We start from the raw sequence: 17,094 nt of genomic DNA, 5'->3' as shown, positions 1-17,094 counted from the left end.
ATGCCCCTCGCCTCCCCGGATCTCGACGCAGCCTTTGAGGCCTGCCGTCGGGAGACCGCCGAGTGGGCCAAGACGTTCTATATCGGCACCTTGCTTCTCCCTCCGGAGAAGCGGCGTGCCATTTGGGCGATCTATGTGTGGTGCCGGCGCACGGATGAGTTGATGGACAGCCCGGAGGCCCAGGCGCGTCCGGTGGAGGAGCTTGCAGAGCGGCTCGACCGTTGGGAAGAGAAGACCCGTGCTCTTTTTGAGGGTCGGGTGGAGGACGACCTGGATGCGGTGATGGTCGACACCCTGGAGCGCTTCCCCCAGGGCATTCAGCCTTACCTCGACATGATCGAGGGCCAGCGGATGGACCTCACCTGGACCCGCTACCCCCGCTTTGAAGACCTCAAGCTCTATTGCTATCGCGTGGCAGGCACCGTTGGTCTGATGACCCAGGGAGTGATGGGCGTCGACCAGGCCTACACCTCAGCCCCCTGGAGCGACTGTCCGGACACCTCCGATGCCGCCGTCGCCCTGGGGATCGCCAACCAACTCACCAACATCCTTCGGGATGTTGGGGAAGATCGGGGCCGTGGTCGTATTTATCTGCCCCAGGAAGATCTCGAGCGTTTCGGCTATTCCGAGGAAGAGCTGATGGCTGGAACCCTCAACAACGCCTGGCGTGCGCTGATGCGCTTTCAGCTGGAGCGGGCTCGCGATTGGTTTGCTCGCTCCGAAGCCGGAGTCCGATGGTTGTCCGCCGATGCGCGCTGGCCGGTGTGGACGTCGTTGCGGCTGTACCGCGGCATTCTGGATGAAATTGAACGGGTCAATTACGACGTGTTCAATCACCGTGCCTATGTGGCCAAGGTCAACAAGCTGCTTGATCTGCCCCGTTCATTCCTGTTGGCTCAGTCACATTAAAAACCCCTGCCGGGATGACCGGCAGGGGTGGAGTTGATCTTCTTTTTCCCTCGATCAGATCAGCGACGGATCAAACCGCCGTCTTCTGGTTGGCCAGCAGATCCTTGAGCTTGGACAGTTCGCCGGCCCAGCGGGGGTCAGGGGCGCCTTCGCTCTTCGCATCGCTGTGGACCACCTTGTTCACAGCCTTGCGGGCCACTTGAGGTTGGCCGGCTGCATTGGGAGCTCCACGACGGTTGCCGCCAGCATTGTTGTCGCGACGCTCGGAGCGCTCGACCCGTAGGGCACTGCCACCGAACTCCTTGCCGTTGAGAGCTTCGATCACGGCGTCGGCCAGTTTCGGATCGTCCACGTTGGCGAAGCCGAAACCGCGGCATGCACCGGTTTCGCGGTCGAGAACCGATTTGAACCGAATCCCTTCTCCCACCGACTTGAGCAGAGCCACCAGCTCCTGTTCTTCAAAGGTCTGCGGCAGGTTGCCGATTTACAGGCGGATGCTCATGAAGGAAAGGAAATGCGATCTGTCGGTGTCTGACCGTCATCATTGACACCAGGAAAGTTAATCACAGAGCCTCGCTTTCACGGTGCAAGAAATGTTGGGCCTCCTTCAGTGCCTCGCTTGGGGTCTGGATGCGTTCAAAGGCATATTCCAGCTTCAGATGATGCAGCAGACGTCCGAGACGGGGACCGGGTTCGATCTCCAGGGCCGTCAGCAGGCCATTGCCGTCGACCGGGGTTCTGGGGTGGAACAGAGGGTCCTCGGCGTTGCGCCATCGACGCAGCCAGATTTCTTTTTCGGGCATGGGTAGTTGCAGGGCCAGGGCGGGGAGATCCCCCTCGAGCTCCTCATGCAATTGCAGTCGATCGCTCTCGGGTAACGCGCCCGGTGCCTGGCCGGTGCGTTGCTGCCAGCTCCGCAGCCGTTTGCAGCGCTGGCGCAGGGCGCGACTGGCGCGGAGTTGGCTGAGACCCTCATCGCTCACCAGGGCCGTCAGCCGCGCCAAGGGCACTGCTGCTGAGGCTTCCTCGCTGGTCAGGCCATCGATGTTGCCGGGCGTGGGAGGTTGCCCTCCGGCCGCCCAGGGATGCAGCAACGGCAGGCTTGTGAGGGCTGCCATCGCGGCGTCAGCGTGTTTGCCCCGCACCAGGCGCTGCAGCTCCGCCAGGATTCGCTCCGGTGCCGCTTCCGGAAGCCGTGCGGCGTGGCGCTCAATCCACGCCATGGTCTGGCTGGAGATGGTGAGAGGGATTTCCGCCATCAGCCGCAATCCCCGCAGCAACCGCAGCGGGTCGTCGATGAGGTTGGCTTCCGAGACGGCAGTCAGGTAGCCCTGCTGGAGATCGCTCAGTCCCCCTGTGGGGTCCCACAGCTCTCCCCAGGGCTGGAGCGACACGGCGATGGCATTGAGCCGGTAATCGCGCCGCCAGAGGTCGTCTTCGATGCGGTCTCCGTCCTGTCGGGCGATGTCGACCGTCCAGCCCCCAAGCACCAGCCGAGCAATGCTCCGTTTCGCGTCCAGCACCACACAAGTGCCATGCAGCTCCTGGGCCAGGGCCTGGGTCAGAGCGATGGCATCGGATGGGACCACCAGGTCAAGATCCGGCTGCTCCTGGAGACGGTCCAGCAAGCCATCCCGCACGGCGCCACCCACCAGCGCCGTGCCCTCCGGAAGCCGTGCCAGGGGGAGAGGCCACTGGGCTGGAGCCAGTCGCTCTCGCAGCTGGTCAAGCAATGCGTTGCCGGAGCCTTGGGCCATCAGAATGGGGGGAGTGAACGGCCTTGGGAGGCATGTGCATCTGCGTGGATTGCAGCTGGGTCGACCGTTGTCAGGCCTATCACGCAGTTGAGCGTCAGCATGGTGTTCCGCATCTAGCCCAGGCCCCGGATTTTGAGCCAGACGCGCCCCGTATCCACGTGTCGGTGATGGATCTCCCCGATGGAAAGGCCGGGATTGAGTGGGATGTGCGCTCCTGCTCCAGCTTCAAGGCGGATCCAGGCCGGTGGCAGCGTTGCCGTCCTGGACAGGAGCTGCCCCGATGACGGCTCCACCGCTGCTGCTCGCCTTGCACAGCTGTTCCGACTGCTTTGGCATGGCGCTGCTGGATCCTCAGCAGCCTGGGGCAGAGCCTTTGGTGCAGGCTCATCCGGATGGCCGGGGCCTCTCCAACAGCTTGATTTCGCGGATTCAGGGGCTCCTCCCGCCCGAGCGTTGGCCCCAGTTGCAGGGCCTTGCCGTCGCGACGGGACCCGGCGGCTTCACCGGCACCCGCCTCACGGTGGTGATGGCCCGCACCCTTGCGCAACAGCTGGATTGCCCCCTGCTGGGGGTGAGCAGCTATGCCCTGATGGCTCCACGCCTGGAGCTGCAACTGCCCCAATCCATGCAGGGGGAACCGTTTTGGATCACCCAGGAGTTGCCGCGCCGGGGGGTGGTGGGTGGTCAGTACCGGATCACGGCCGGGCAGGTGCACGAACTCAGCCTGCCGACCTTGCTGCCTCAGGGGGCATCACCCAAGCCCGCTGTTGAGGTGCAGCTGGATGTGGAAGCGGATGTGGCGCGGCTCCTGCAGCTGTTGCAGCGCAGCCATGCCGTCGGGGCTGCGATGCCCTGGGCTGAGGTGCTGCCGATTTACCCCACCTCACCTGTTGGACAGGTCTAATGGCGGGCGTGCGTACAGGGCTACTGCTGGGAGCTGGTCTGATGGTCTGGCTGTTGGGCCCCGGCCCGCTGTCGCCCTATCGGCGGGCTCTGTTGGATCGCAGCCCGCCCCAGCTGGTGCTGGTGCTCGGGGGAGATGTGGATCGGGAACGAATGGGTGCCCGGTTGGCGCGTCAGCTCGACCTACCCCTGCTGGTGAGCGGCGGCAGCAACCGTGAGTACGCCGAATGGATGCTCAGTGAGGAGCGCTTCAATCCCGACCGCGTCACCCTGGATTACCGGGCCCGTGACACCCTCAGCAATTTCACGTCTGTGGTGGATGAGCTGCAGGCGGATGGTGTTCGCCACGTGCTGTTGGTGACCAGCGAAGACCACCTGCCCCGCTCCATGGCGGTGGGCCAGGTGGTGGCCGGCAGCCGCGGAATTCAGCTCACCGGCGTTCCCGTGGCCTGCCGCGAGGACTGCACCCAGGAGGGACGCCTCAAGCAATGGAGTGATTGGCTTCGTGCGGTGGCGTGGGTGATGACCGGTCGCGACCTCAGGGATGCTGCGGACCCTGATCCAGCAGAGCGTTGATGCGTTCCTGCAGCAGAGCGGTGGTGGCATCCAGATCAGGCCTGCGGCGACTGGCTGGGGCTGGAATGGGGTCGCCGATGCGCAGCTGAATCGGCACAAGGCGCGGCCAGCTGCGCCCGCTGCCCAAGGCGCGGTGGCTGTTGCAGATGGCCACCGGCAGCAGCGGGGCTCCCGTGCGAGCCGCTAGCAGGGCTGCTCCGGGGAGTGGGTTGTTGATCCGGCCGTCGTTCTGTCGGGTGCCGTCCAGAAACACCCCCGTTGCCCAGCCTTCTTCAAGGCGAGTCGTGGCGGTGCGGATCGCTTCGCGATCGCTGGCACCCCGCCGCACGGGGTAAGCACCACAGGCCCGGATCAAGCGCCCCAGCAGCGGAATGCTGAACAGTTCCGCCTTGGCCATGAAGGCCACGGGGCGCCCCAGGGCATGGCCCAGGAGGGGCGGATCCAGGTGCGAGCCATGGTTGGCCACCACCACAAGGGGCCCTTGCATGGGCACTCGGTTGTTGCCGGAGGTCGATCCGCGGAACAGCAAGCGGAAGACCGGGAACACCAGCAGGCTGCTGACCAGCCGGTAGGTGAGGCTCGGCTTGGGGGTGCGGACGAGGCTGGACTGACTCACTGTCCGAGGTCTCCAGCCCCGGAGATCTGGGCGGTGGTGATCCCACTCATGCTGCGTTTGGCCAGGCCGCTGAGCACGTTGCCCGGACCGATTTCCACCAGGGTGTCCACACCGCTGTCGGTCATCGTCGCCATGGTTTCGCGCCAGCGCACACCGGTGGTCATCTGCTGCTTCAGGCGCTGTTTGAGCTCGTCCGCACTGGTGCTGGCGCTGGCGGCGCTGTTGCTGAGTACTGGTACGCGGGCATCCAGGAAGGGCACGTTGTCCAGCTTGGCGGCGAAGCGCTCAGCCGCCTCCGCCATGAACGGGGAGTGGAAGGCTCCAGAGACGGCCAGGGGGATGGCGCGTTTGCATTTCAGGGCTCCACTCACGCTTTCCACGGCCTCTGGAGAGCCAGAGATCACCACCTGCGCATCGCTGTTGTCGTTGGCGATACTGACCCCGTCCGTGGCGGCCACCAGATCTTCCAGCTGAGCGCGATCGAAGCCGATCACGGCCGTCATGGCGCCGCCCCCGGCGTTCGCCATCAGTTCTGAGCGGGTTTTCATCAGCTGTAGACCGGTCTCCAGCCCAAACACCCCTGCGCTGTACAGAGCAACTAGCTCGCCCAGGCTGTGGCCGGCCACCAGCGCAGGCTCGCGGCCCTGCTGCTGAAGGTTGTCGGCCAGCACCGATTCGATCACGAACAGGGCGGGCTGGGTGTTGCGGGTGTCGTTGAGGTCATCCAGGCCATCACCACCGCCGCTTTCCCCTTGGCAGATCGCCAGCAGATCGCGCCCCAGCAGCTCTGAGGCCATGGCGAAACGCTCACGGCAGCCTTCGATGCTGAGCAGCGCTTCTGCCATGCCCACCTTTTGAGAGCCCTGACCGGGAAAGACCCAGGCGATCGCCATTGCTGTGTTCTGCAGACCGTGCCGGAGATTAGGCGGGCCCGCTCCAGCGGAAGAGGGCTGCACCCCAGCTCAATCCCGCTCCGAATCCACTGCTGGCGATGCGGTGGCCGGGTTGGATGCGTCCATCGCGCACGGCTTCATCCAGCATCAGGGGAATGGTGGCTGCCGAGGTGTTGCCGTAGTGGGCCAGGTTGCTGAGCACTTTTTCGGAGGGCACCGAGAAGCGATCCGCCACGGCATCAAGGATGCGCTGATTGGCTTGATGCAGCAGCAGCCAATCCAGGCAATCTGCGGCAACACCACCCTGTGCAAGAAGCTTTTCGAGAATTGCCGGCACCTCGCGCACCGCGAATTTGTAGACCTCCTGCCCGTTCATCTGGATGGGGTCGAAGCCGCCACACTGATGGCTGGCATCCCCCACCAGGGGCTGGCGCTGGTTCACCTGGGGCAGCTGGAGTACCTCGCCGCGGCTGCCATCGGAGCGCAACAGAAATCCGTCGAGATCGTCCTGGCCGTTCTCTGAGGCCTCCAGCACGACGGCACCGGCCGCGTCACCGAAGAGAACGCAGGAGCGGCGATCGTCCCAGTTCACCCAGCGGCTGAGTTGATCGGCTCCCACCACGAGGATGCGGCGCATCGCCCCGCTGCGCAGATACTGGGCGGCGGTCACAACGGCGAAGAGAAAGCCGCTGCAGGCAGCGGTGAGATCAAAGGCCGCGGCATGGGTGGCGCCGAGGCGCGCCTGTAGCCGTGGAGCCGAACCGAACAGGTCGTCTGGGGTGGAGGTGGCCAACAAGATCAGATCGAGGCTGTCGGCCGACCAATCGGCCATCTCCAAGGCCCGTTCCGCCGCCAACCCGCTCAGTTCCGCCAGGGATTCGTCGCTGTTGACCACCCGTCGCGCGGCAATGCCTGTGCGACTGCGGATCCATTCGTCACTCGTCTCAACCCGCTGGCTCAGCTCTGCGTTGCTGATCGAGCGGCTGGGCGTCGCGCTGCCAGACCCTCGGAACAACACCCCCCTGGTTGTGCTGAGCGGCTCGACCAAGACGGAGGTTGATTGACGTCGCGTCAGTCAATCACAACCCTGTTGCAGCGTTGCGAGATCCTCCATAACCCCATGGCTGGCTGCGGAGTGGGCAATGCGCAGGGCACTGACCACCGAGAGGGCCTTGCTGCTGCCGTGGCCGATCACGGAAATGCCGTTTACGCCCAGAAGCAGGGCACCACCGTGTTCGGCATGGTCGAGCCGCTTCTTGATGCGCTTCAGGTTGCTGCGCAGAAACGCTGATCCCACCTTGCCGCGTCGCCCTCGGGGCAGCTCCGCCCGCAGCACCCCCAGCAGAACACTGCCGACGGACTCCAGGAATTTCAGCAGCACATTTCCGGTGAATCCATCGCAGACCACCACATCGAAGTCGCCCGAAAGCACATCCCGGCCTTCGCAGTTGCCGGCGAAGTGGAGCCTGGATTCGTCCCGCAGCAATTCGTGGGTCTTCAAGGAGAGATCGTTCCCCTTGCACTCCTCCTCGCCAATGTTCAGCAGGCCGATGCGTGGCCGTTTCACCTGCAGCACATCCCGGCTGTAGATGTTCCCCAGCAGGGCGAACTGGTGCAAGTAGGTGGGCTTGCAGTCCATGTTGGCGCCCACATCGAGCACCAACACCGGCTTGCCTGGATCCTTGGTGGGGAACAGGGCGCCGATGGCGGGGCGGTCGATGCCCTTCAGCCGTCCCAGCCGAAAAATCGCCGAGGCCATCACCGCCCCGGAATTGCCGGCGGAGTACACCGCCTCGGCCTCGCCTTTCTTCACGAGGTCCATGGCCACATTGATGCTGGCGTCCCGTTTGCGCCGCACCGCCGTGGCTTCGTCATCCATGCCGATGGAGGGCCCACTGGCCACCAGGTCCAGATGTCCTGCCGCACGCGCACTTTCCAAGGCTTCGCGTAGCCCGAGGCTGGTGGCGGCAGCCATCACCCGGTCGATCTCCCCCACGAAGCGGATCTTCAGCGGCAGCCGGTCAATGGCGTCCAGGCATCCCTCCAGGATCGGCCCCGGCGCATGGTCACCGCCCATGCCATCCACGGCCACCCAGAGGCGCTCTGCATCGTCGATCTCATCGGCATCAGTGCCCCCTTGCAGCCAGCGCAGGGGATCAAACCCCAGCGGTTGGAGCACGCTGCTGGCCACCGTGCCTGCTCCGGAGACAACGGTTTCCGCCACGTTGCCGGCCATCGAACCCGCGGCCGTTGCTGAGCTGGCAGCTCCATCAACGATGGTTGTGACGGCGGCATTGCGCCGATACCAAATCACCAGGCGACGGATCGCCCGAGGACGGTTTGTTTTATGCCGCGGCTGAGGGGCCGGGGTGGGATCAGGGTCCTTCGGAGGCAACGGAATCGACGATGCGCTGGAACAGGTAGCCGGTGCCCCGAGCTGTAAGGATCAACTCGGGATTGGCAGGATCATCCTCCAATTTGGAGCGCAGACGGGAGATATGAACATCCACCACCCGGGTGTCCACATGGCGCTCCGGGGTGTAGCCCCACACCTCTTTGAGGATTTCGCCGCGGTTGAACGGCTCGCCGGAACGGCTCACCAGCAGTTCCAACAGGCTGAATTCCATCCCCGTTAGGCGGATGCGTTCATCGCCGCGGAACACCTGGCGTTTGTTGGTGTCGATGCGCAGGTCGCTGACCTGGATGACGCCGGAGTTGGGAATGCCCGCCACCTGCTCCTTCTCGACCCGGCGCAGCACGCAGCGGATGCGGGCTTCCAGCTCCTTCGGGCTGAAGGGCTTCACCACATAGTCATCGGCACCGAGCTCAAGCCCGGTGATGCGGTCAGCCACATCGCCGAGGGCCGTCAGCATCACGATGGGAACGTCGGATTCCTTGCGCAGCTCCTGGCAGACGCCATAGCCGTCCAGCTTTGGCATCATCACGTCCAGCACCACCAGATCGGGCGTGCAGGTGGGGAACAATTCCAGGGCTTCGGTGCCGTCGCAGGCGGTTACGACGTTGTATCCGATCATGGATAGACGGGTTTCCAGGATCCGTCGGATTGATGCCTCGTCGTCGACCACGAGGATCGTTTCCTTGGTGGGAGCCGTGGCCGTCATGGGCACCGAGGCGTTAGTCACTTCTCGCCACAAATAAAAGGGCAGCCCCCCGGTCTGTTCATTCAACGGCAACTTTCTTCACAGTTCGCAGTGCCCAAATCCACCGCTGTTTTCATCTGTCAGGTCTGTGGAGCCCGTGCCCGACAGTTTTTCGGCCGTTGCCCGGAGTGCGGCAGCTGGAATTCGCTGGTGGAGCAATCCCAGCCCGCCGACGATGGCCGTCGCCGCCGCAGTGCTCCGGATCCGGAGCAGGCCGCTGCCCCGCGACGGTCCACGGCCATGGCCTCGCTGGAGGATCAGCCGCTGCAGCGGCTGGCGACAGGGTCGGCGGAATTTGACCGCGTTCTGGGTGGGGGCCTGGTTCCCGGTTCGCTGGTGCTGGTGGGAGGTGATCCGGGCATCGGCAAGAGCACATTGCTGCTGCAGAGCGCCTCGGCCATGGCGGCCGGTGCATCCGTGCTCTATGTGAGTGCTGAGGAATCAGCTCAGCAGGTGAAGCTGCGGTGGCAGCGGCTTGCCGGGGGGGCATCGGAGCTGCAGTTGCTGGCCGAAACCGATCTGGAACTGGTGCTGGAGGAGCTGGAGGCCCTTCGCCCCGCTGTGGCGATCATCGACAGCATTCAGGCGTTGCATGACGCCAACCTCACCAGTGCGCCGGGGTCCGTCGGTCAGGTGCGTGAATGTGCGGCTGCCCTGCAACGGCTGGCGAAACGCCAGAACATCTCGTTGTTGTTGGTGGGCCACGTCACCAAAGAAGGCATGTTGGCCGGCCCGAAGGTGTTGGAACACCTCGTGGATGCGGTGCTCACCTTCGAGGGAGACCGCTTCGCCAGTCATCGCCTGCTGAGGGCCGTCAAGAACCGCTTCGGTGCCACCCATGAGTTGGGTTTGTTTGAGATGCAAAGCGGTGGCCTGGCCGAGGTGGGCAACCCCAGTGAGCTGTTCCTCAGCGATGCCCGCGCCTCCGGTGTCGCCACGATCGTGGCCTGTGAGGGCACGCGCTCGTTGGTGGTGGATCTGCAGGCCTTGGTGAACGTCACCAGCTATGCCAGTCCGCGACGCACGGCGACAGGGATCGGCACCAACCGTCTGCACCAGATTCTCGCGGTGCTGGAGAAGCACATGGGACTGCCGCTCTCCCGCTTCGACTGCTATCTGGCCGTGGCCGGTGGCCTGGAGGTGGAGGAGCCTGCGGCGGATCTGGGGGTCGCTGCAGCGGTAGTTGCCAGCTTCAGAGATCTCACCCTGCCTGCGGGCACGGTGTTGATCGGCGAGCTTGGTTTGGGGGGGCAGTTGCGCCCTGTGGGTCAGCTGGAGCTTCGGCTGCAGGAAGCGGCCCGGCTGGGCTTCCAGCGGGCCGTCGTCCCCCGGGGCAGTGGCCTGGGCGATCTGGCTTCGGGTTTGGATCTTGCTCTTCTGGAGGCCGACAGCGTCACCGAGGCCCTGGTGCTGGCGCTCGGTGATGCCGTGCAGCCCGACCAGGACTGATTCAGAAGTAAACGTCCACGTTGCTGCGGCCTGTGGACTTCAGCCAGTTCTCGATATCGAGATAACCGCCGGGATTGAGGCGCACGGCCTGGGTCCAGACGTCAGCGGCCTGGTCAAACCAGCGATCCGCTGCGTCCTGCTCACCGCCTTCCTCGGCGATGCGGCCCCACTTCTCGTAAATCAGCCCCATGTTCTTCAGGCAGGAGGGCTGGTTCTGGTTTTCCTCGAGCGCCTTGCGGTAGGTCTCGATCGCTCGCTCCTCCTCGCCGTTGGACATGTAGATGATGGCCATGTTCTTGAGGGTTTCGCTCCGGTCTGTGGAGTTCTCCTCGAGCTTCAGGGCCTCCTCGTAGTTCTCCAGCGCTTCGGCGTAGTCGCCATCGTTCTGGGCGGAGAGGCCATCCCGGTAATAGACGTAGGCCTCCTTGGAGCGGGCGTTGATCGGCAACAGCTTGACGATCAGGTCCGCCATCACCGTGAAGCTCTTGTCAATGAAGTTGTCGTTGCGGTTGCTGCGGGGCACGGCGCTCCGGCGGACGGACCCCCATCCTGACGGGACCGGAGCCCGACCTAGCCTGCTCGTAAAGATCCCTGTTGCGTAAACACCTGTGAGCCCTTCGGTTCAGACCGTCGTCCTGGATGTGGAAGGGATGAAATGCGGCGGTTGCGTCCGCGCTGTGGAAACCACTCTGCTGGATCAGCCCGGTGTTCAGCGCGCCGATGTGAATCTGGTCAGCCGCTCGGCCTGGCTCGATCTCACTGCCGGTGAGAGTGATGTGGATGGTGTCTTGAAAGCCCTGGCAGACAGAGGCTTTCCGGCCAAGGAGCGTTCCCTGGATGCCCCGATCGGAGCGGCGGCTGCCGGGCAGGCGCTGCCGGGCTGGTGGCAGCAATGGCGACAGCTGATGGTGGCCCTTGTGCTGCTGTTGCTGTCGGTGCTGGGGCATCTCAGCGAGGCCGGTCACCTGTCGCTTCCCTTGATCGGCAGCCTGCCTTTTCACGCCACGCTTGCAACGGTGGCTCTGCTGGGGCCGGGCGGTCCAATCCTGGTGGGCGGTGTTGCGGCCGCTCGCGCAGGGGCCCTCAGCATGGATTCCCTCGTGGGCCTGGGGGTGAGCAGTGCCTATGTGGCCAGCCTGGTGGCCTTGGTTTGGCCCCAGGTGGGTTGGCCCTGCTTTTTCAATGAACCGGTGATGTTGCTGGGGTTCGTTCTGCTGGGACGTTTCCTGGAGGAACGGGCCCGCTTTCGGACCGGTCAGGCCCTGCAGCAGCTGGCTGAGCTCCAGCCGGACACGGCGCGCCTGCTGTTGAGCGACGGGGCGATTCGTGAGGTGCGCGTTGGCGCTCTCAGGCCCGGTGAAACCGTGCAGCTGCTGGCCGGTGACCGCATTCCGGTGGATGGAGTGGTGCTTGAGGGGGCCTCGGCCGTTGATGTGTCCAGCCTCACCGGTGAGCCCCTGCCGCTGCAGGCGGAGCCCGGCACGGAGTTGTCCTCCGGCAGCCTCAATCTGGAGTCAACCCTGGTGCTGAAGGTCACCCGTGTCGGTGCCGAAACCGCCCTGGCCCGGATCATTCGTCTGGTGGAGCAGGCCCAGGCCCGTCGGGCTCCCATCCAGGGCCTGGCCGATCGTGTAGCAGGCCGTTTCTGTTACGGCGTGATCGGCTTGGCCCTCGCCACGTTTCTGTTCTGGTGGTTGTTCGGTGCCCAGCACTGGCCTGAGGTTCTGCAGGCGTCTGCACCTGGGATGCCCATGACCCATGCGATGTCCCATGGGATTGACCATGGCCATGGGATGCATCACGGCGGCTTGGGCAGTGGAGCCAGCACCCCGATGGGTCTGGCCCTGCAACTGTCAATCGCAGTGCTGGTGGTTGCCTGCCCCTGTGCCCTCGGTCTGGCTACCCCCACTGTGATCACGGTGGCCACCGGCTTGGCAGCACGGCGCGGCTGGCTGTTCCGCGGTGGTGATGTGATCGAAACCGCCGCCGGTTTGGAGCATGTGGTTTTCGACAAGACCGGCACCCTCACCTTGGGTCGTCCCCTCGTGACCGATGTGTACGGGGATGAACCGGACTCTTTGTTGCAGCTCGCGGCCAGCCTGGAGCAAAGCAGCCGCCATCCCTTGGCCTACGCCCTGCTGCAGGAGGCCCAGCGCCGGGAGCTCGCACTACTGAGCTGCGAGGACGTTCGCACTGTCTCCGGCATGGGCCTCAAGGGTCATGTGGACGGTGCATCGGCTCAGGTGCTTGTTGGCAAGCCCGATTGGTTGGAGGAGCAGGGTGTTGCCATCGCACCCGCCGCCCAGGACTGGCTCTCTGCCGCTGAAGGCTCGGTGGTGGCTGTGGCTGTGGGAGCTGTCCTGGTGGGCCTGGTCCAGATTGAGGATCAGCTGCGCCCGGATGTTGCCCCGGCGTTGCAACGCCTGCGTTCTCACGGTCTGGCGCTTTCGGTGTTCAGTGGTGATCGGCAGGCGGCTGTGCAGCGCCTTGGTCAGCAGCTGGGTTTTGCCGCCAAGGATCTGGGCTGGCAGATGCTGCCGGAGCAGAAGCTGCAGCGCCTCGAACAGCTGCGTCAGGCGGAGCGGGTGGCCATGGTGGGCGACGGCATCAACGATGCGCCGGCCCTGGCCGCGGCTGATCTTGGGATTGCCATTGGCACTGGAACCCAGATCGCGCAGGACTCCGCTGGTCTGGTGTTGCTCGGCGATCGGCTCGACAATCTCCCCGAAGCCCTCAGCCTGGCCCGCCGCACCCTGGTGAAGGTGAGGCAGAACCTGTTCTGGGCCTTCGGTTACAACCTGATTGTTCTTCCGGTGGCCGCCGGTGCCTTGCTCCCCAGCCATGGGGTGCTGCTGTCGCCCCCGTTGGCGGCGCTCTTAATGGCCTTGAGTTCGATCACGGTGGTGCTCAATGCCCTGGCGCTTCGCTTGCCATGAACGGTCGCTTCATTGTTCTGGAGGGCATCGATGGCTGCGGCAAGACCACGCAGATCCAGCATCTGGTCGAGTGGTTGCCCAACAGCGGTCTGATGCCGAAGGGTGCTGCTGTGGTCTGCACCCGTGAGCCGGGAGGCACTCCTCTGGGGCGTTCGATCCGGGAGCTCCTGCTGCACACGGCAGACCAGGAGGCACCAGCTCCCACTGCGGAACTGCTGCTTTACGCCGCCGATCGGGCGCAGCATGTTGAAACGTTGATCCGTCCTGCTCTTGAGCGCGGTGACTGGGTGATCAGCGATCGTTTCGCGGGATCGACCCTCGCCTATCAGGGCTATGGACGCGGTCTGGATCGGGACTTGATTCAGCGGCTCGAACAGATCGCCACCACGGGGCTTCAGCCCGATCTCACCCTCTGGCTGCGCCTTTCCGTGCAAGAGAGCCTGCGGCGCCGTCTCGGGGACAAGGAGGACCGCATCGAAGCCGAGGGCGCCGCATTTCTGGAGCGGGTCGCACAGGGTTTTGCCGAGTTGGCCCAGCAGCGCTCCTGGTGCGCCGTCGCTGCAGATCAGTCAGCCAGCGCCGTTCGTGCTGCTCTGGAACTTCAGCTTCAGGAGCATCTGGCTTGAGCGCGTTGTTTGGCGATCTGATCGGCCAGCCCCTCGCCGTTGATCTGCTTTCGGCGGCCCTGGCCCAGGGCCGTGTGGCCCCGGCCTATCTCTTTGCCGGCCCTGAAGGGGTGGGGCGTCAGTTGGCGGCGGTGCGTTTTCTGGAGGGACTGCTGGCCGATGGTCAGCCCTCGGCCCGGGAACGCCGACGCCTGCTGGAACGCAATCACCCCGACCTGCTCTGGGTGGAACCCACCTATCAGCATCAGGGCCGTTTGCTGACCCGCGCCGAAGCCGAGGAGGCGGGGCTCAGCCGCCGCACGCCGCCCCAGTTGCGCTTGGAGCAGATCCGCGACATCGGACGCTGTCTGGCACGGCAGCCGGTGGAGGCGAAGCGCGGGATGGTTGTGATTGAGGCTGCTGAGGCGATGGCGGAAGCTGCGGCCAATGCCCTGTTGAAAACGCTGGAGGAACCCGGCCATGGGCTGCTGATTCTGTTGACCTCAGCCCCCGAGCGGTTGCTCAGCACAATTCGCTCCCGCTGTCAGTTGATCCGTTTCCTTCGGCTCAACCCCGAGGCCATGGCTCAGGTGCTCGAGCGCACCGGTGCCACAGCTCAGGATGCCCCGGAACTTCTGGCCTTGGCTGCCGGGTCTCCAGGCGCCCTGATCGACCATCGGCGCAGCCTGGCTGGTCTGCCTGAGGAGTTGGTTCAGCGCCTCGATTCGCTTCCCGCCACTCCCATGGAGGCACTTGCGTTGGCACGCGATCTGTGCGAAGCCCTCGATGGCGAGCAGCAGCTGTGGTTGATTGGCTGGTGGCAACACCGGCTTTGGCGCTCCGGCAGTTCTGCCTTAAGCCTCAAGCGCTTGGACACACTGCGCGGCCAGCTGCTTTCGTTCGTTCAGCCGCGATTGGCCTGGGAGGTGGCGCTGCTCGATCTCACGGCATCCGTCTCCTAGGTGCACGAAGGCGATCAAGCCGAGGCTCGATCACCTTGCTGCTTGCGCTCTTCGCGTGCCATGGCCACCACGTCCTCCAGGCCATCCATCTGAGCGCTGGTGGGCAGTTCCAGGCAGTAGCCGGCTCCGTACACCGTTTTGATGAAGCGTGGCTTGCGCGGATCGGGCTCCAGCTTGGTGCGCAGGTGTCTGACGTGTACGCGAATGGTTTCGATGTCGTCATCGGGCTCGTAGCCCCACACCTCCTTGAGGATCAACGAGGGGGCCACGGTCTGACCGTGCCGCTGCAGCAGGCAATGAAGCAGTTCGAACTCCAGGTGCGTGAGCCGAACGGGTTGATCAAACCAGATGGCTTCAAAGCGCTCGGGCACCAGGGTGAGAGGCCCGTAGCTGAGGATCTCGTTGTGGTTGCTGGTTCCAACAGGAGCTCGGTCACTGCGACGCAGCAGGGCTTTGACCCTCACCTGAAGTTCATCCAGATCGAAGGGTTTGGTCAGGTAATCGTCGGCTCCGGAATTGAAACCGCTCACCTTGTCTTTGGTGCCGCCGAGAGCCGTGAGCATCAGGATCGGAATCCCAGCGGTGCGGTCGTCGCGCCGTAGGCGCTGACACAGGGTGAGGCCATCCACTTTGGGCAGCATCAGATCCAGCAGGATCAGATCCGGGGTGTATTGCAGTGCGAGGGCCTGACCTTTGATGCCATCGTCGGCGCGCTGCACATCGAAGCCGCTGTGCTCCAAATGGCCGCTAACCAGGTCGCGCATGTCCTGGTCATCTTCGATTAGCAGGATGCAGGGCTTCATCGGTTCGGCGGCAATTCGGCAGGAGAAATAACGAGCGCTTGTCTGTAGGGATTAACGCTGAACGGATTCTCTCAAGCTTTTCAACTGTCTGCAGATTTTCAACAAAGAGCTCGCCAGGGGCATTGTTTCGGCAAATCGCATGCAGGCACAGCGATCTGGGGGTTTTTTTGCTTGTCTTTCGCCGGTGGCTGTTTAGGAAGTCTTCCGCTTCGGGCAATCACCCGTCACGAAATTCCTCTGTTCGTCAATAAAAAAGCCACAGCGTGAGCTGTGGCTTTAAAGCTCCCCGGGCGGGATTCGAACCTGCGACCAATCGATTAACAGTCGACCGCTCTACCGCTGAGCTACCGAGGAATGAGACCCGAAGAACTTACCCCTCGAATGTGCCCCCCTGCAAGCGCCGTTGCAGTTCTGTTCCCCGGGTCCATGGTCCAATCCGACCGTCTTGCATGCGAGCGGCACCATCGGCGAAGGCCAATTCCCCAAGCCTGTGGGTGATCCACAGCGCCGTGATTGGCTTCACGGGGTCTTTGCAAAGCCGTTGCACGGTGGTCAGCACGGTTGCTTGGCTGCTGGGATCGAGCAGGGCGGTCGGTTCATCGAGCAGCAGAAGCCCGGCGTCACTGGCCAGGGCTCCGGCAATGGCCAGGCGTTGTTTCTGGCCGCCGCTGAGGCTGTGAATCGGCCGCTTCTCCAGTTGGGCGAGGCCAAGCTGGTTCAGCAGGCCGCGCACGGTGCTTAGGCGGTGCTGCTGGGGCCCTTCAGGGTCCATGCCCAACATCAAATCGCTGCCGCAACTGGGGAGCAGCAGCTGATGGTCTGGGTTCTGAAACACCAGGGCCGTTTTGCTGCGGCAGACGATGCGTCCGCTCTGGGGTTCGAGCAGTCCTGAAATCAGGCGGAACAGGGTGCTTTTGCCGCTGCCGTTGCTGCCCACCAGCATCCAGAGGCCTGGGCCAGGAATGACCAGGTTGCAACGGTTGAGGGCCTGCTGGCCGTTCGGCCAGCGGTGGCTGACGGCCTCAACGCTCAGTTCGGCGGTTGAGGTGTCAGGAATCAAAGGAAAAGCCGGGACGCTTGCTGCCACCCGCTGCCGAAGCTTTCTCATAAAGCTGAACGGCGAGAACCTCACTGACCAGCAGCGTTACTTTCTTGCCTTCCACTTTCTCGCAGGTGAGCTCCAGCAGCCGCGGTTGGCCGTTCTCGAGGGCCTGGCGGATCTGCTGATACAGCGCATCGGCATCTGCATGCTCCTTGCGCTGAACAGACACCGGGACAGGACTCATGCGCAGGGCCAGTTCGATGACGTACACAGCGTTGGAAAGAAGCGATGCGTCATCTTCGCGGAGGGACCGGCATCCCGTCGGTCTAAAAATGCGCATTTCTACTCATCCCCTTGAAAAGGGTGCGGGGAGCCGCCCCATTTCGGTGATCACCCCCTAGGCTCAGCCGTGTAACGGATCATGAAGCACCTCTCATGACGATCGCTGTAGGACGCGCGCCACAGCGGGGATGGTTTGACGT

Annotated in this window: 19 protein-coding genes and 1 tRNA gene; 8 read left to right on the top strand and 12 right to left on the bottom strand. The window is 64.0% G+C overall.

The genetic code is table 11. From position 1 onward, the window contains the following. A complete protein-coding gene (locus tag DXY02_RS01165; protein WP_114987548.1) occupies positions 1 to 909 on the top strand; it encodes a phytoene synthase in 909 nt (302 codons plus the stop codon). Positions 910 to 979: 70 nt separating this feature from the next. On the opposite strand, the gene DXY02_RS01160 is transcribed toward DXY02_RS01165, so the two are convergent. Both DXY02_RS01160 and DXY02_RS01155 read right to left on the bottom strand, forming a co-directional pair. Beyond that, the gene (locus DXY02_RS01160) at positions 980 to 1,393 is read right to left on the bottom strand and encodes an RNA-binding protein (RefSeq protein ID WP_244276104.1); all 414 of its coding nucleotides are present in this window, start codon (positions 1,391 to 1,393) and stop codon (positions 980 to 982) included. 79 nt (positions 1,394 to 1,472) lie between these two features. Next, complete coding sequence (locus DXY02_RS01155) at positions 1,473 to 2,666, bottom strand: CCA tRNA nucleotidyltransferase (protein WP_114987546.1); 1,194 nt, start codon at positions 2,664 to 2,666, stop codon at positions 1,473 to 1,475. 32 nt (positions 2,667 to 2,698) lie between these two features. On the opposite strand from DXY02_RS01155, the gene DXY02_RS01150 reads away from it, so the two are divergent. Genes DXY02_RS01150 through DXY02_RS01140 form a run of 3 tightly spaced genes read left to right on the top strand, consistent with a single transcriptional unit; the run spans position 2,699 to position 4,145 of the window. Further along, complete coding sequence (locus tag DXY02_RS01150; protein WP_114987544.1) at positions 2,699 to 2,950, top strand: Ycf34 family protein; 252 nt, start codon at positions 2,699 to 2,701, stop codon at positions 2,948 to 2,950. After that, positions 2,947 to 3,570, top strand: coding sequence for a tRNA (adenosine(37)-N6)-threonylcarbamoyltransferase complex dimerization subunit type 1 TsaB (gene tsaB / locus DXY02_RS01145; protein WP_114987542.1), 624 nt, complete (start codon positions 2,947 to 2,949; stop codon positions 3,568 to 3,570). Before DXY02_RS01150 ends, tsaB begins: the two co-directional genes overlap by 4 nt. Beyond that, on the top strand, positions 3,570 to 4,145 hold the full coding sequence (locus DXY02_RS01140; protein WP_114987540.1) for a YdcF family protein: 576 nt from the start codon (positions 3,570 to 3,572) through the stop codon (positions 4,143 to 4,145). The genes tsaB and DXY02_RS01140 overlap by 1 nt, the downstream gene beginning before the upstream one ends. Here DXY02_RS01140 and DXY02_RS01135 read toward each other — a convergent pair. From DXY02_RS01135 to rpaB, 5 genes are read right to left on the bottom strand one after another with little or no spacing between them, the layout of a single operon-like run. Continuing rightward, a complete protein-coding gene (locus DXY02_RS01135; RefSeq protein WP_114987538.1) occupies positions 4,108 to 4,761 on the bottom strand; it encodes a 1-acyl-sn-glycerol-3-phosphate acyltransferase in 654 nt (217 codons plus the stop codon). The genes DXY02_RS01140 and DXY02_RS01135 overlap by 38 nt on opposite strands. Further along, positions 4,758 to 5,654: an ACP S-malonyltransferase gene (fabD, locus tag DXY02_RS01130; RefSeq protein ID WP_114987536.1), complete on the bottom strand. Its 897-nt coding sequence runs from the start codon at positions 5,652 to 5,654 to the stop codon at positions 4,758 to 4,760. The genes DXY02_RS01135 and fabD overlap by 4 nt, the downstream gene beginning before the upstream one ends. Positions 5,655 to 5,682: 28 nt before the next feature. After that, positions 5,683 to 6,672, bottom strand: a complete 990-nt coding sequence (locus DXY02_RS01125) for a beta-ketoacyl-ACP synthase III (RefSeq protein ID WP_244276096.1) — start codon at positions 6,670 to 6,672, stop codon at positions 5,683 to 5,685. Positions 6,673 to 6,729: 57 nt separating this feature from the next. Beyond that, entirely contained in the window at positions 6,730 to 8,049 is a 1,320-nt protein-coding gene (plsX, locus tag DXY02_RS01120; RefSeq protein WP_114987532.1) for a phosphate acyltransferase PlsX, read from the bottom strand. Beyond that, positions 8,030 to 8,776 carry a response regulator transcription factor RpaB gene (gene rpaB, locus DXY02_RS01115; protein ID WP_025362545.1) on the bottom strand — a complete coding sequence of 249 codons (747 nt, stop codon included), beginning with the start codon at positions 8,774 to 8,776 and terminating at the stop codon, positions 8,030 to 8,032. Before rpaB ends, plsX begins: the two co-directional genes overlap by 20 nt. A 90-nt stretch (positions 8,777 to 8,866) precedes the next feature. Between rpaB and radA the strand changes: the two genes are divergently transcribed. Then, positions 8,867 to 10,264 carry a DNA repair protein RadA gene (gene radA / locus DXY02_RS01110; RefSeq protein WP_006851231.1) on the top strand — a complete coding sequence of 466 codons (1,398 nt, stop codon included), beginning with the start codon at positions 8,867 to 8,869 and terminating at the stop codon, positions 10,262 to 10,264. A 1-nt stretch (position 10,265) separates the two neighbouring features. Here the strand turns inward: radA and DXY02_RS01105 are convergent, their stop codons facing one another. Next, positions 10,266 to 10,787, bottom strand: coding sequence for a photosystem I assembly protein Ycf3 (locus tag DXY02_RS01105; protein ID WP_114987530.1), 522 nt, complete (start codon positions 10,785 to 10,787; stop codon positions 10,266 to 10,268). A gap of 85 nt (positions 10,788 to 10,872) precedes the next feature. Between DXY02_RS01105 and DXY02_RS01100 the strand changes: the two genes are divergently transcribed. The 3 genes from DXY02_RS01100 to DXY02_RS01090 are packed head-to-tail and all read left to right on the top strand — an operon-like array spanning position 10,873 to position 14,767. Continuing rightward, complete coding sequence (locus DXY02_RS01100; protein WP_114987528.1) at positions 10,873 to 13,200, top strand: cation-translocating P-type ATPase; 2,328 nt, start codon at positions 10,873 to 10,875, stop codon at positions 13,198 to 13,200. Next, positions 13,197 to 13,826, top strand: a complete 630-nt coding sequence (gene tmk, locus DXY02_RS01095; protein ID WP_114987527.1) for a dTMP kinase — start codon at positions 13,197 to 13,199, stop codon at positions 13,824 to 13,826. The genes DXY02_RS01100 and tmk overlap by 4 nt, the downstream gene beginning before the upstream one ends. Continuing rightward, positions 13,823 to 14,767: a DNA polymerase III subunit delta' gene (locus tag DXY02_RS01090; protein ID WP_114987525.1), complete on the top strand. Its 945-nt coding sequence runs from the start codon at positions 13,823 to 13,825 to the stop codon at positions 14,765 to 14,767. The genes tmk and DXY02_RS01090 overlap by 4 nt, the downstream gene beginning before the upstream one ends. 14 nt (positions 14,768 to 14,781) lie before the next feature. Here the strand turns inward: DXY02_RS01090 and DXY02_RS01085 are convergent, their stop codons facing one another. From DXY02_RS01085 to DXY02_RS01070, 4 genes are all read right to left on the bottom strand, one after another. Next, complete coding sequence (locus DXY02_RS01085; protein ID WP_114987523.1) at positions 14,782 to 15,570, bottom strand: response regulator transcription factor; 789 nt, start codon at positions 15,568 to 15,570, stop codon at positions 14,782 to 14,784. 282 nt (positions 15,571 to 15,852) lie between these two features. Further along, positions 15,853 to 15,924: transfer RNA gene (locus DXY02_RS01080), tRNA-Asn, on the bottom strand. Between the two features lie 16 nt (positions 15,925 to 15,940). Beyond that, positions 15,941 to 16,678 carry an ABC transporter ATP-binding protein gene (locus DXY02_RS01075; RefSeq protein WP_371639822.1) on the bottom strand — a complete coding sequence of 246 codons (738 nt, stop codon included), beginning with the start codon at positions 16,676 to 16,678 and terminating at the stop codon, positions 15,941 to 15,943. After that, positions 16,620 to 16,883: a hypothetical protein gene (locus tag DXY02_RS01070; RefSeq protein ID WP_114987520.1), complete on the bottom strand. Its 264-nt coding sequence runs from the start codon at positions 16,881 to 16,883 to the stop codon at positions 16,620 to 16,622. The genes DXY02_RS01075 and DXY02_RS01070 overlap by 59 nt, the downstream gene beginning before the upstream one ends. Positions 16,884 to 17,094: the final 211 nt, after the last annotated feature.

Origin of the sequence: Synechococcus sp. N19, assembly GCF_900474045.1 — a bacterium.
Taxonomy (GTDB): domain Bacteria; phylum Cyanobacteriota; class Cyanobacteriia; order PCC-6307; family Cyanobiaceae; genus Parasynechococcus.
Note: the sequence above shows the minus strand (reverse complement) of the source record. Positions and strands in the feature narration are given on the sequence as shown.